The sequence below is a fragment of the Mordavella massiliensis genome (assembly GCF_016902415.1).
GTDB classification, from domain to species: Bacteria; Bacillota; Clostridia; order Lachnospirales; family Lachnospiraceae; genus Merdimonas; species Merdimonas faecigallinarum.
This window is the reverse complement of the sequence record NZ_JACJLV010000005.1, coordinates 40,682-53,916: the sequence shown is the minus strand read 5'-3', so window position 1 is coordinate 53,916 and position 13,235 is coordinate 40,682. Positions and strand designations below refer to the sequence as shown.

Annotated in this window: 15 protein-coding genes; 1 reads left to right on the top strand and 14 read right to left on the bottom strand. The window is 46.0% G+C overall.

Translation table 11 applies throughout. The features are described 5' to 3' along the window. Window positions 1-20: 20 nt before the first annotated feature. From H6A13_RS02560 to mnmL, 7 genes are read right to left on the bottom strand one after another with little or no spacing between them, the layout of a single operon-like run. Complete coding sequence (locus H6A13_RS02560) at window positions 21-941, bottom strand: RluA family pseudouridine synthase (RefSeq protein ID WP_420827214.1); 921 nt, start codon at window positions 939-941, stop codon at window positions 21-23. Beyond that, on the bottom strand, window positions 892-1,425 hold the full coding sequence (gene lspA, locus H6A13_RS02555) for a signal peptidase II (protein ID WP_204908057.1): 534 nt from the start codon (window positions 1,423-1,425) through the stop codon (window positions 892-894). Before lspA ends, H6A13_RS02560 begins: the two co-directional genes overlap by 50 nt. Window positions 1,426-1,458: 33 nt before the next feature. Beyond that, the gene (locus tag H6A13_RS02550) at window positions 1,459-2,217 is read right to left on the bottom strand and encodes a YlmH family RNA-binding protein (RefSeq protein WP_204908056.1); all 759 of its coding nucleotides are present in this window, start codon (window positions 2,215-2,217) and stop codon (window positions 1,459-1,461) included. A 3-nt stretch (window positions 2,218-2,220) separates the two neighbouring features. Continuing rightward, window positions 2,221-2,775, bottom strand: coding sequence for a cell division protein SepF (locus tag H6A13_RS02545; RefSeq protein WP_204908055.1), 555 nt, complete (start codon window positions 2,773-2,775; stop codon window positions 2,221-2,223). 11 nt (window positions 2,776-2,786) lie between these two features. After that, the gene (locus H6A13_RS02540) at window positions 2,787-3,494 is read right to left on the bottom strand and encodes a YggS family pyridoxal phosphate-dependent enzyme (protein ID WP_204908100.1); all 708 of its coding nucleotides are present in this window, start codon (window positions 3,492-3,494) and stop codon (window positions 2,787-2,789) included. A 28-nt stretch (window positions 3,495-3,522) separates the two neighbouring features. Further along, window positions 3,523-4,890: a biotin/lipoyl attachment domain-containing protein gene (locus H6A13_RS02535; RefSeq protein ID WP_204908054.1), complete on the bottom strand. Its 1,368-nt coding sequence runs from the start codon at window positions 4,888-4,890 to the stop codon at window positions 3,523-3,525. A gap of 18 nt (window positions 4,891-4,908) precedes the next feature. Further along, window positions 4,909-5,889, bottom strand: a complete 981-nt coding sequence (gene mnmL / locus H6A13_RS02530) for a tRNA modification radical SAM protein MnmL/YtqA (protein WP_204908053.1) — start codon at window positions 5,887-5,889, stop codon at window positions 4,909-4,911. Window positions 5,890-5,968: 79 nt separating this feature from the next. Between mnmL and H6A13_RS02525 the strand changes: the two genes are divergently transcribed. Further along, a complete protein-coding gene (locus H6A13_RS02525; RefSeq protein WP_204908052.1) occupies window positions 5,969-6,169 on the top strand; it encodes a DUF378 domain-containing protein in 201 nt (66 codons plus the stop codon). Window positions 6,170-6,233: 64 nt separating this feature from the next. On the opposite strand, the gene H6A13_RS02520 is transcribed toward H6A13_RS02525, so the two are convergent. The 7 genes from H6A13_RS02520 to mreD are packed head-to-tail and all read right to left on the bottom strand — an operon-like array spanning window position 6,234 to window position 13,234. After that, window positions 6,234-7,241 carry a D-alanyl-D-alanine carboxypeptidase family protein gene (locus tag H6A13_RS02520; protein ID WP_338042991.1) on the bottom strand — a complete coding sequence of 336 codons (1,008 nt, stop codon included), beginning with the start codon at window positions 7,239-7,241 and terminating at the stop codon, window positions 6,234-6,236. Beyond that, window positions 7,225-7,620 carry a methylglyoxal synthase gene (gene mgsA / locus H6A13_RS02515; protein WP_204908050.1) on the bottom strand — a complete coding sequence of 132 codons (396 nt, stop codon included), beginning with the start codon at window positions 7,618-7,620 and terminating at the stop codon, window positions 7,225-7,227. Before mgsA ends, H6A13_RS02520 begins: the two co-directional genes overlap by 17 nt. A 12-nt stretch (window positions 7,621-7,632) precedes the next feature. Continuing rightward, a complete protein-coding gene (locus H6A13_RS02510; protein WP_204908049.1) occupies window positions 7,633-8,757 on the bottom strand; it encodes an FtsW/RodA/SpoVE family cell cycle protein in 1,125 nt (374 codons plus the stop codon). Next, window positions 8,754-8,966: a cell division topological specificity factor MinE gene (locus H6A13_RS02505; RefSeq protein ID WP_204908048.1), complete on the bottom strand. Its 213-nt coding sequence runs from the start codon at window positions 8,964-8,966 to the stop codon at window positions 8,754-8,756. Before H6A13_RS02505 ends, H6A13_RS02510 begins: the two co-directional genes overlap by 4 nt. A gap of 11 nt (window positions 8,967-8,977) precedes the next feature. Beyond that, window positions 8,978-9,769 carry a septum site-determining protein MinD gene (gene minD, locus H6A13_RS02500; RefSeq protein WP_204908047.1) on the bottom strand — a complete coding sequence of 264 codons (792 nt, stop codon included), beginning with the start codon at window positions 9,767-9,769 and terminating at the stop codon, window positions 8,978-8,980. Window positions 9,770-9,810: 41 nt separating this feature from the next. Beyond that, entirely contained in the window at window positions 9,811-12,723 is a 2,913-nt protein-coding gene (locus H6A13_RS02495; RefSeq protein WP_243424710.1) for a penicillin-binding transpeptidase domain-containing protein, read from the bottom strand. After that, window positions 12,716-13,234 (bottom strand): rod shape-determining protein MreD, encoded by a 519-nt coding sequence (gene mreD / locus H6A13_RS02490; RefSeq protein WP_204908046.1) that lies wholly within the window; start codon window positions 13,232-13,234, stop codon window positions 12,716-12,718. The genes H6A13_RS02495 and mreD overlap by 8 nt, the downstream gene beginning before the upstream one ends. Between the last annotated feature and the right edge of the window lies 1 nt (window position 13,235).

Genomic DNA, 13,235 nt, shown 5'->3' with positions numbered 1-13,235 from the left:
TCACGCTCCTTTATCGTATATTAGGTATTATACATCAATTTGTCTAATAATTCCACAAAATATTGTGGCAAAGGAGCTTCTATTTCCAGATACTCGCCGGTAGAAGGATGAATAAACCCGATAATCCGGGCGTGAAGGGTCTGCCCCTGCAATTGTGGGAACGGACATTTTTTCGGCCCATAAACCGCATCTCCAAGAAGCGGATGCCCGATACTTGCCATATGGACACGGATCTGATGGGTCCGCCCGGTCTCAAGCCTGCAACGGATATACGTATAATTTCCAAAACGCTGAAGTACCTGATAATGGGTAATCGCAGGTTTTCCGTTCTTTGTGTGGACACTCATCTTCTTTCTGTCGGTTGGATGGCGTCCGATCGGCGCATTGACTGTACCGCTGTCTTCTTTGAGATTGCCATGAACGATTGCTTCGTAAATCCGGTGAATCGAATGTTCTTTCAGCTGGGCGGACAGACACTGGTGAGCGGCGTCTGTTTTGCAGACAACTAAAGATCCTGTGGTGTCCATATCGATCCTGTGAACGATCCCCGGACGCATGACGCCGTTAATGCCGGACAATTCAGATCCGCAATGATACATCAATGCATTGACCAGTGTTCCGGTATAATGCCCCGGAGCCGGGTGGACAACCATCTGTTTTGGCTTATTGACGACCAGCAGATCCTGATCTTCATATAAAATATCCAATGGAATCTTCTCAGGCGGAATGTCCGGTTCTTTGATTTCCGGAAGTGACAAAGAAATATTATCACCTGCTAAAAGCCTGTAATTGGCTTTTACAGGCTTTCCGTTTACTAAAACATGTTCTTCTTTGATTAGTTTCTGGATATAGGATCTGGACTGATCTTCCAGTTCTTCTGCCAGATATCGGTCAATCCGTTCCCCTTCCTGGCTTTCTATGGTGAAGTATTCTTTCAAAATCTTCCTCCTTGTAATAAAAGAATAACAAAAGAACAAGGGCAAATGCCGCAACCGTGACATAAATATCTGCAATGTTAAAGATGGGGAAATCTATGAGTACAAAATAAAAAAAGTCCACGACATACCCCAGACTTATCCTGTCGATACAATTTCCCCACGCGCCGGAGAAAATCAGGACAGCACAGATCTGCAGCGGAAGAAAACGGGGCTCCAGGGGAATTTTCCAAAAAAGCCATACAACGATTGCTGTAATGAATACGGCACTGATGATAAAGAAAAACTGCCAGCCCTGAAAAATTCCAAAAGCGGCCCCTCTGTTCTCCAGATACCGGAGTTCAAAAATACCATCCAGGAGTACAAAAGGACTCTGGTCCTTCAGATTTTCCACTACCATCAGTTTTGTGATCTGATCGAATAAAACAAGCCCGAATGCGGCGGCAAGCGCTTTCAAACAAACGACACATCTTTGTTTTGTGATCTGCATAAGTTCCTCCAGATTTATGATATAACTTGTTTATTATGAGCCATACTTCCTGACGGAGATCAGAAAGCGTCCTTTTTTCGTGCCGGAAATGATATCTTCATACATGATCCGCCCCATTTTCCGGACAGAAATATAATCTCCGCTGTTCAGGCGGTATCCGTTGCTGGTGATCAGTCTTCCATTCACAAACACTCTTCCGCCCTCAATAAAGTCCGTGATCTTGCTCCGGGACATGGGAAATGCAAGGGAAAGGACGGTATCCAGACGAATGGAAGGAACCGTTCCCCTGATGGTCTCATATTTGGGCTCATAGTCTTCCTGAAAAGAAGGAAGAACCGTTGTCTTTACAACCGTATGCCGGACTCTGGAAAGTTGTTCTGTAATGTAGGAAGCCAGTTCTTCTTTTACAAAAAGAACTGCTGCATCTTCATAAGTGAGAATATCCCCCAGTTTTGACCGTTCTATTCCCAGATTCATAACAGCGCCAAGATAGTCCCGGTGCGTCAGCGCTTCGGCAAATTTAGGCGCTGCAGGCCGGATCTCCAGAGCTGTGATCGGATATTGATACTCATAATAAAGAGCATCAGGTAGAAATGCAGCCATCTGACGCTCTGATAATCCATAGCCTCCGAATGTCTCATAACGGGAAGAAAACATTGCCTTCGGAGTCGTATGTAAAATATTTAATTCGTTCAGATTCAAGAAATCTGAAAACATTACAATACCGCGGTTGAATGCGGTCTTGGATAACTCCACGAATCGCTTCTGGAGAAGCAGTTCCTCTTTTGTCATTTCCTAAAACCTGGTGCGCATGGAAGATGCATCAAAGGAAGTATTCAGAAGATCCTGCAGATCTCCGGAAATATCAACATTCGTTGGTGTTACCAGGAAGATATAATTGGAAATCTTCTGAAGATTACCGCTGATCGCATAAGTAGCGCCTGAAGTAAAATCAATGATGCGCTGGGCAACTTCCAGATCCAGACCTTCCAGGTTCAGGATTACAGTACGTCCGCTTAACAGAGTCTCTGTAATCTCTCTGGCATCATCTACAGAAGTCGGTTTGATCACACAGACTTCCATGCTTACGTTATTTCTTCTTGCCGGCTGGCGCATCGGAGTTACTTTATTGCTGGAATGAGAAGAACTTCTGGAGGATCTTGGAGCCACTTCGTAGCTTTCCTCTTCATCCTCTTCTTCTTCATATTTTTTGGGGCGTCCGCCAAAGAGACTTTTTTTCGGTTTTTCCTCTTCGTAATCATCCTCATAATCATCATCGAAGAAATCGTCGTCGTAATCGTCTCCGTCGTTCAGTTTCATGATATCAAGAAACTTGTCTAATACTCCCATCACTAAATCTCCTATCTTACGTTTCCTTGTTGAGCATAATCACGTGCGCCAAAAATACCGGTTCCTACACGAACCATTGTGGCGCCTTCTTCAATGGCCACCTGATAATCATTGGTCATACCCATTGACAAAATGCTCATAGTAATATTATCAATGTTTTTTGCCGCTATGTCAACAGATAATTTACGTAAATGGGCGAAAATCGGGCGATTTTCTTCTGGATCAGCAACAAATGGAGCGATTGTCATGAGACCTTTTACACGGATGTGTGGAAAATCAGCGATTTTATCCACAAAAGCGTCTAATTCTTCCGGCATAAGGCCAAATTTGCTCTCTTCTTTTGCAACATTGACTTCAATCAGGATATCGACGGTCATCTGATGTTTTGCAGCTTCTTTTTCGATGGTCTCTGCAAGACGCAGGGAATCCACAGAATGAATAAGAGCGGCTTTATCGATGATGTATTTCACCTTGTTTCTCTGAAGATGACCGATCAGATGCCATTCAATATCATGAGGCAGAACCTCGTATTTATCAGTCAGTTCCTGCACCTTGTTTTCACCAAAGGTTCGGATCCCAAGATCATAAGCCTCCCGGAGCATGCTGACGGGCTTCGTTTTGCTGACCGCAATGAGCGTCACCTCGCTTCTGTCGCGGCCGGAACGCCTGCAGGCTTCCAGGATATTATTTTCTACGAGTTCCAGATTTTCACGCAGCATAGCAACATCTCTCCTTTTTATACTGGTACTAGAAAACCACGTCATTTTCATGGATACCCTCTCCGCTCAGGGCGATATGGTCATAGTTCGACAGACTGTAATCGCTTCCGCTTTCCACGATGTAATATTCATCGCTTTCACACAAGATCTGCACCTGCCGGAATTCTGCGTATCCTTTATTGATATTATAAACGCCGCGAAGAGTTTCTTTGACCTTCAGCGCATAAGTATCCTCTGAATCTTCTTTTCTTAGAACCGTTCCTTCTTTCAATGCATCTGCGTCCAGATAGATCATACCGTTTTCATTATCTCGGTAATACACCTCAGCCTCCTGGAAATTAGCGCTGTCAGATCCGTCGTCGATCAGAACACCGCTTCCGTTTTTGGAAAGATAATCTTCCGGTACAGTATAAAAATCCTTTTTAATCACGGAAGATTTCGGGATCTTCAATCCGGACTGGTCTTCCAGGATCAGTTCAATATCCACATAGCGGTCAGAGGCATAGCGTATCATAGAAGAATCCAGGGTCAGGAAAGCGTAATTTTGCTTGCCTTTTTTCTTGATCTCTAATTTTGCCACAGCCGTTTGATTGTCCTTGGAAAATTTGATCGACACACTGCTGTTCTCTTTCAATTCTTCTGCTGTTTCGTCATCCAGCAAAAGCACGATATGCCATAAATCGGAACGGACCAGCTTGTACACAGGATCGCCTGCATTGACGTATGTATTATTCTGCAGATAAGACGCCTTATAATCGGCCTTGCTGATCATGTCTTCTGTGACGGTATCCATGGTAACTGATTCACAGCCGTCTGTAGAAAACAGGATGATCCCGTCCGTGGCGGCATTATAGATCTGCAGCTGCTGGGAACCATCTATCACCATCTGGTCAAGCTGTGCCTGCCTGCTTTGAGTAGACTTACTTTCCAGAATCGTAGAAACCCTGTCCTTTAAAGCATAGACATCGCTGAATTTATCACTGTCAAAACTGTCGCTGAAACTTCGTGTCTGCTGCAGAACCGATGCCTGCTCTTCTGCCGAAAGTGCTTGTGTATCTTCCTCCGAACCGGATGATTTGAATTCCAGCTTATCCGGTGTCATACAGTAGACTTTTGTCTGTGCGCCTACTTTACTTCCCTCCAGCGGGAAATAATTGACGTAACCGGAGGTATCTGCTGTTACAACCGTTTCTTCCCGCAGGATCAGTCCTGTATATGCCGTATCCTTCTGGATCGAACCTTCCCGGACCTCATAGATGGATACGTGATTACCAGTAAGATACAAAAGCACTGTAGCGGCAAGATAGATAAATATTACCCCAAATATAAAGATACCAATATTAAAATGCCATTTTTTGCGATAAACTTCTATGTTTGTCATTTTATTACCGCTCAAAGTATATTTCCTCCCCTGTTATTCGGATCTGTGCGACGCGGATCCCGCTTCCCGGATCCCGGCAAGAGCAGCGCCGTTCAGGTAATGAAACCGTCTTCCCTGATGATAATGCCCTGCTTCCATGATCGAGAGAAGTTCTTCTCTTAATTTCCACCAGCTTGTCCCCCAGTTACAGAATACAGCATCCTTTTCGGGAATCCGGCTGAAAAGACGTTCCACTGCGGTTTCCGGAGACAGGTGCTCCAGAAATACGATCAGACGGCGGAAATACTCCTCTTTGGAGCATAAAGTTATTGTACCATTTTCGTACGCTTCGCACAACCTTGTGTTTTTTGCAATATACAGAGAATGTGCCTTAACAATATCGATTCGCAGAGCGGACAAGATCCTGGCTGTTTCTATGGCGTCATTTAAGTTGTCTCCCGGAAGATTTAAAATCACGTGAGCGCAGATATCAAATCCATAGGGACGGATCATAAGAACCGCGTCGATCAGCTCGGCCAGGGTATGGCCGCGGTTGATGGATAGCAGCGTATGATAATTTGCGGTCTGCAGGCCCAGTTCTATCGTTATCTGAACTCCGAACTCTTTCCGGATCCGGTCGAGAACCTCCAGATAAGGAGGCGCGATGCAGTCGGGACGGGTAGAGACAGCGATTTCAACGATGTCCGGAAAACCGGCGGCTTCCTGTAAATAGCAGGAAAACTCTCCAACCGGCAGATAGGTATTGGTATAGTTCTGAAAGTAGGCGATATACTTTTTTGCATGATATTTGCGGGAAATAATACCACGGGCATGCGCAAGCTGCTCTTTTACCGGCGTGCAGCTTTCACAGGATTCAAATCCGGTCCCTGACCGCGCACAAAAAGCGCATCCTCCGGAACCATTTTCCCGGTTTGGACAGGTAACCGGAAGATTTACCGGCAACTTATATACTTTTTCGCCATATTTCTTTTTCAGGTAACTGGAATATGGATAATAAAAGAAATCTTCCTGCATTTTCTAAACCTCATCTGACAATGAATAAATTTTACCAAAACCAGAATACTAACGATATACCAAAAAAGGAGGAATTCATATGAAATGGTTTGATTACACTGCTCTCACACTGGTGATCATCGGAGCAGTCAACTGGCTTCTGGTCGGTATCTTCCGTTTTGATCTGGTCGCCTTTTTGTTTGGCAACCTGTCCTGGCTGTCACGTATTATCTATACGCTGGTAGGACTATGCGGCTTATACCTGATCAGCCTGTATGGAAGAATCACATCTGCTTCCTAATCATACATTCTTCTGGAATAGAGGAAAGGGGTATCCCGCTTCGGAGATGCCCCTTTTTTGCATGTTATTGTGATGATTGCTGCCCGTCTGCCTGGTTGTCCGCAGGGAGCGTGTTCAGGATCGTCGTCATATCCTGATATAACAGTTCTTTGGAATCCGCCCCCATTACAACAGAAATATACGGCTGGTCGGAAGAATCTCTGCTCAGAAGGATCAGACAATTTCCGGCAAGCTTTGTTGTACCGGTCTTTCCGCCCACAAGAGTGACGGATTCCGGACGGGAGGCTTCGCCGGTGGCATAAAAATTCGTCGGCTCCCACTCTACGCTTCTGGGGTTGCCGTCAGCTCCGGTAATCTGGGGATCATAGGCTTGTGCGCTGATCACCTGGACAAACTCCTCGTGCTTGATACATTCGTTAAAAATCAGATACAGATCATAGGCAGTTGTGTAATGATTTTCATCATGGAGCCCGTGGGGATTTACAAAATGCGTAGAGGTTGCCATCAATTCTTCGGCTTTCTCATTCATCATGCCCACAAAGGTTTCCACATCACCGCCTACTGCTTCGGCAATTGCGACTGCGGCATCATTGCCGGAGCAAAGAAGCAGACCGTATAGCAGATCCTTAAGAGTAAGCTGGTCTCCAAGCTCCAGTTCACAGACAGATTCATCCGCCGCAAAACTGGAAGCAGCTGCAGCCTCAGATACGGTTACCGTCTGAGACAGATCTCCGGATTCAATCGCCACAAGGGCAGTCATGATCTTTGTTGTACTGGCCGGAAACAGCCGGTCATAGACCTGATAAGAAAAATCTGTCTGCGCCTGCTCCACGTCAAATAAAGCGGCTGCATGAAGACCTGAGGTATCAGGCGCTCCGGTCATTTCCACATTTCCATCCGGAACACAGAGATCTTCTGCGAACAGATGATCCCGATATATATTTTTATTATAAGTTTGTGTCTCGTATTCTGTCACAACCGGATCCGGTTCAAAAAGAGAACAGCCGGTAAGGCACAGTGCACCTGCCAGGATCCACGCAACAGAACCAAAACATTTACCGATACATTTCACGCCAGTCAAGATCTCCTCTGTCAATTGCTAAAATAATCAGCTCCGCTGTGGCAAGGTTGGTTGCCAGCGGAATATTGTACATATCGCACAGACGGATCACATCATTGAGATCCGGATCGTGAGGCCTTGGGTTGGAAGGCTCACGAAGGAAAATAAGAGCATCAATATCATTCTGAGCGATCTGGGCGCCAAGCTGCTGCTTGCCTCCTAACGGCCCGGCCAGATATTTGTGGATGTTCAGATTCGTCACTTCCTCGATCAGCCGTCCGGTCGTTCCGGTCGCATACAGATTGTGTTTGCTTAAGATTCCCCTGTAAGCAATACAGAAGTTCTGCATCAGTGTTTTTTTGGAATCGTGTGCTATCAGCCCAATATTCATGCTCTTCACTCCTTACTGATATTTTTTCGGCTGTAATCCAACATTTAGGACAAGACCGATACCAATATAGAGGCTGACCAGAGAGGTCAGTCCGTAACTTATAAATGGCAGCGGAACCCCCGTATTTGGAATCAGTTGTGTTGCAACTCCAATATTAATAAAACTTTGTATCCCTATCAGGCCGCCGACTCCGCAACAGATAATACGCCCTGACAGGTTCTGCGATCGTCTTCCAATCAATATACATTGTATCACAATCAACAATAATAAAGCAATAATAATACAACTTCCAATGAAACCTAATTCTTCCCCTACAATAGCGAAAATAAAGTCTGTACTGGGCTCCAGGATGAAGTCCCCGTTCTTGACAGATTCGGTCGTCGTATTATTAAGTCCTTTACCGGTCAGCTGTCCGGAGCCGATGGCCATGACGGAATTTCGCTGCTGATAGGCGCCGTCGCTTGCATACTTTTCCGGCTCCAGAAAGGCCAGGATACGTTCCTGCTGATAATCTTTCAGGAATGGCTGGTTTGGCTGTACCACAATACTTAAAAAGATCACCGCCACCGGGATCAGGATCATCAGAACCGTCCCGATAAATTTGTAACTCAGTCCGCCGATGTAGATCAGCAGACACAGAACCAGGGCTGTACAGATGGTTGTGGAAAGGTTTGGCTCTGCGATGATCAGAGCCAGCGGGATCCCGCAGAGCACTGCATATTTCAACAGGGTGCGCGGTTCACTGATCTCGTCCTCATGTTCAGTGATAAATTTGGCAAAAAACAGGATCAGCAGGATTTTTGCAAGCTCTGAAGGCTGGAACTGGGTAAAGCCAAGGTTGATCCAGCGGGTGGCGCCGTTTACTTCTGTTCCTATGACAAGCACTGCTCCCAGGATCAGAACGACAAAGCCGTAAATGAGCCAGTAAAAATCCATGAGCCAGACATAATCGATCAGCGAAACGATCACCATAACAAACAGGCCGAAGGCCAGTCCGATGATCTGCCTGGACTGATTGTCCGGTTCCGCGCTGCCGATCACGAATACGCCGATCACGGACAATGCAAGAACCAGAAGGACAAGATTCATTTTATAGTCTTTCAGGTGATACCGTTTTAAGAAATTTGGCAATCTCACGTTTCTTCTCCTAAAAATGTAATAATGACTTGATTACGATTGATCTCTACATCAAAGTTATCTTCTGTAAGTTCCATGTATTTTGACAGTGTTTCGAAAAGTTCCCGGCAGATATCTTCATATGCAGCCGGCGAACAATTGACCCTGTCGGAAGTAACAAGCGCCTTCAGACGATTCCGGGCGATTGATACAGAAGATCTTTTCTGCATGGCGCGCCCTCCTAATCCTTTTTAAACAGACTGGAAAGTCTGGAAAAGAATCCGTTCCCTGTATTCAGATCCAGGAACGGCACTTCTTCTCCCGTGATCCGCCTGCAGATATTCATGTATGCTGTCTGGGCCGGTCCGCCAAGTCCGATAACCGGTTCTCCCTGATTTGTGCCGATCACGACCTTTTCATCGTCCGGGATCGCACCGATCAGCGGGACGGACAGGATTTCTGTCACATCATCTACAGACATCATATCCCCGCGTCTTACCATATCCATCCGGATCCGGTTGATGATCAGATCTGTCTTGGGGATCTTCTGGCTTTCCAGAAGGCCGATGATCCGGTCCGCATCGCGGATGGCAGAAACTTCCGGAGTTGTTACTACAATGGCCCGGTCCGCGCCTGCGATCGCGTTCTGGAAGCCCTGCTCAATGCCTGCCGGGCAGTCCAGAAGAATATAGTCAAACTCTTCTTTTAATTCAGAAGTCAGTTTTTTCATCTGCCCCGGAGAAATGGCTGTTTTATCCCGGGTCTGCGCAGACGGTAAGAGATAAAGATTCTCATATCTCTTATCCCGGATCATTGCCTGCTTCAATCTGCAGGTACCCTCGATCACGTCTACCAGGTTGTAAACGATCAGATTTTCAAGCCCCATTACCACGTCCAGGTTCCGAAGACCGAGATCTGTATCGATCACAACCACTTTTTTCTCCAGTTTTGAAAGGCCTGCGCCGATATTTGCGGTAGTGGTTGTTTTACCCACTCCGCCTTTTCCTGATGTGATTACAATTACTTCGCCCATGAATACTTCCTCCTATAACTGGTTTTACGTCAATAAATTCTTTAATCTCCTGTCGTACTTACAGCAATTTCAGATGCCGTTCCAGTAATAAGTTCTTCTTCCGGCGTGATCTGATAATAATATTCCATCACATCATTGCCGACTTCCGCTGCGTATGTGGAACTGTAACCGTTTGCGATACGGATGGCGAATGCAACCTCCGGATCGCTGCTCTGTGCAAATCCCACAAAGAGTGCATGGTCCGGATGGGTTTTACTCTGCTGTGCGGTACCCGTCTTTCCGGAAACCTCCACGCCGCTGGCATTCAGTTTTGCAAAAACCTGTGCCTGCGCCACCTTAATTACGTTGCGCATACCGTTGTGTACTGCAGTCCAGCTGGAGGCGGAAACATCTGTGAGTGAATTTTTTACTTCCGGAGTAAAATCCTTCACCGTTTTTCCGTCTACAGAGACCACTTTATCCAGCAGGCTTAAATTGTATACCGTTCCTTCATTGGCAACGGCAGTGATATATCTGGCAAGCTGACTGGTCGTATAGTTGTTATTGCCCTGACCGATCGCTGACAGAACCGATGTTTCATCGGAAATCTGGGGATCTGATTCCGGGATCTCAAGCCCGGAGGTCTCTCCCAGTCCGAAAGCTTTCGCATATTTTGCCAGTGTGTCTGTACCGCGATCACTGGAAAAGGTAACATTATCTGCTTTGCCGTCGCCGTCTTCATCCGGGCCGCTTCTTTCAATACTCATCTGATAGCCGACTTCGTAAAAGAAGCAGTTACAGGAATTCTGGATCGCGCCTTCTACGGCAAGACTTCCGTGGGCGTTTGGATAGATCCAGCACCGCGGCGGCGGTTCTACTTTATCATATTCGCCGGTACAGTTGAAATAAGTGCCGGTATCGATCAGTCCTTCTGTCAGTCCTGCGATGGACACCAGGGGTTTATAAGTGGATCCGGGGGCGGTACGCTCCTGGGTTGCTGTATTATACATCGGACTTGCATTATCCTTGGCAAGTTTGCTGAAATAATTGGAGTCCATCGTGTTAGCCAGCCGGTTGTTATCGTATCCAGGATAAGATACACAGGCAAGCACTTCGCCGGAATCGGGATCTGTCATAACAAAGGATCCAGTACAAGGCTCCAGTCCAAGCTGTCCCGGCGTCAGTTCCAGTGCCTGGATCCGCGCGCGGACAAAGTCATAGGCTTCCATCTCACCGCTGTTTAAAGCGTTGTACAGCCCTTCATCCATAGAAAGAACACCCTGTTCATAAAGCGCCATGCAAAGCTGTCTGCCTGTTACAGATCCGGCTTTGATCATATACTGATAGACCAGTTTATCGAATTCGGTATCATTTCCGATCTGATCAAGCACGTAAGCAAGAATCGCCTGATATATTTCGCCGGAACTGGAATATTCTCCCTCTGAAGGCACATAGTCTTTTAAAAGAGACGTATTGATCCAGTTCTGGGAAATCGCGTAATTTAAATAAGTGTAAATATTGATGGTTTCCTTTTCTCTCCAGGCTTGATAAGTCTCGTCGCCTGTGTCAATGGCATCGCTCATTAAGATTCCGGAATTCTGGTTCAACACGGTATTGACAATATAACTTTGATACGCCTGCTGTTCTTTTCCGGCATCCTTATAGGCGCTGGCGTCTGGATCAGACAGAATATCGGTTAATTCTTTCAGAACCTGCTCTTTACGTTCTGCAAAAGCGGAGGCGATCTCCTTTTCGGCGGCGCCCGCGTCTTCTTCCTGGAAATGCGTCATATCCAGCATCTCATTATCAATGAAAGCATTGTATACATCGCCGATGGGGATGATCACATCACTTCCGTCATCAACTTTTGTACGGTCAAAATCCAGGGTATTCTGAATCTTTGATAACAGAATACCAGCCAGTTCCTGTTCGATGATATGGTAAGCGGCTTTCTGAAGATCTGCGTCAATGGTCAGATACAGATCATTTCCGGCTTTTTCTTCTTTTGTCTTTTCCCGGTCGATCACGCGCCCTACATTGTTGACATACAAGGTCTCACTGCCCTTTTTTCCCTTCAGATAGGAGTCCATTACCTGCTCCAGGCCCGACTTTCCTACTGTGTCGGTCAGAGAATAATTCTCCTGCTCCTTTTTGGACAGGGCGTCATATTCTTCCTGTGAGATCTGTCCGGTGTAACCGATCATGTTGGCAAAACAATAGCTGTCCGTATACCGTCGCATGGATATTTCTTCGATATTCACGCCAGGAAGCGTATCCGCATGCTCCATAATGTCGGCTACCGTCTCGTCGCTGACGTCTTCTGCCAGAGTAGTCGACAGCCACTGCTGGTAACTGTTCAGAGAAATGGCATAACGGATGTTGACCAGCTTTAAGACTTCGGCTCTGGACATTTTTTTCTGGTTGATCCCATAGCCGTAGGTCTCGTCTGTACAGAGATAATCGATCAGGCCTTCAGCAGAAATATTCCTCTGCTCTTCTGTCAGTTTATCAATCGTTCTGTATCCGAACACATCGGCAAGAAAACGGAGACGTTCTGTATCTGACTCGGCAATGTAGGTGTAATTGTCGTTATTATCCAGTACGATCCCGAAATCATTGATGACAGAATCCCCGTTTTTTTCTACCATCTGGATCACAGTGGAGACAATCTGGTTCAGTTCTTTATTTTTATAATCTCCGCTGTATTCAAAGGTAACAGAATACGCCAGTTCATTATACGCCAGAAGATTGCCGTTGCGGTCATAGATATTACCGCGGGTGCCTTCAATCTCCTTGCTTTTCTGAATCTGAAGTTCATAATCTTCCGCATAATCTTCACCGCGGACGATCTGCAGATAGAAAAGACGCTGTACCAGAATAGCTGCCATAACACTGAAAACGATGATGGCAACAGAGGTCCTGGAGCGTGCAACTTCGGAGATCCCGTATTTGATTTTTTCTAAAAAATTAGACAAATTTACTTGCACTCCTTTGTTCTTCTGCTTCCAGCTTCTTGTTGATGTGTAAGATCACCTGATAAAGCAGCAAAGTAATCAGTATCGTGTATACCAGTTCCGGCAGGATAATCTCTGACAGATAACCTGCAAAATGAAAATCGCCGTGAAGCATATGGAGACAGACGTAACTGCTCAGCCCATATACCAGTTCACTTCCTGCGATCAGTCCGATAGGAAGTTTTACGTCGTCATCATAGAACATCCGCTGAAACGTCCCGTTTCCATATCCGATCAGTGTATAGATCAGCATATATAAACCCAGGGTGCCACCCCAGAACAGATCTGCCAGCAGTCCGCATAGAAATCCCACAAACATTCCCGTTTTCCTTCCCCGCATAAACCCGAAAGAAGAAGTAACGATGATCAAAAGGTTCGGCTTGATCAATGCAAAAGACAGCTGGTCAAATAAAGTACATTCTAACAGAAAGCAGACAAGGATGATAATAAGCGTAATGATCTTTCTTTTCATA